Origin of the sequence: Stenotrophomonas sp. SrG (genome assembly GCF_050031795.1) — a bacterium.
Lineage (GTDB): Bacteria > Pseudomonadota > Gammaproteobacteria > Xanthomonadales > Xanthomonadaceae > Stenotrophomonas > Stenotrophomonas rhizophila_A.
Genome location: NZ_JBNBBE010000928.1, coordinates 1 through 242, shown reverse-complemented (window position 1 = coordinate 242; position 242 = coordinate 1). Strand labels below are relative to the sequence as shown.

The 242-nt window shown below is 67.8% G+C and carries 1 pseudogene; it reads left to right on the top strand.

Annotation, left to right across the window (positions count from 1 at the left end):
• A pseudogene (locus tag ACQG3P_RS22205) lies at window positions 1-242 on the top strand (phosphate ABC transporter permease subunit PstC); the annotation flags it as partial.

Sequence of the window (242 nt, the reverse complement as noted above, 5' to 3'; positions counted from 1 at the left end):
CGCCCAGCCTGTTCCCGCACCGTCCACCCGCGACCTGCGTGACGCCCGCAATGACCAACTGTTCCGGGGGGTGCTGATCGCCACCGTCGTCCTGGTCCTGGTCGCCCTGGCCTGCGCCGCGCTCTCGATGCTGGGGGGCGGCCGCCATGCCCTGCAGGAGCAGGGCCTGAGCTTCTTCTATTCCTCCGACTGGAATCCGGTGGATAACAAGTTCGGTGCGCTGGCACCGATCTACGGCACCA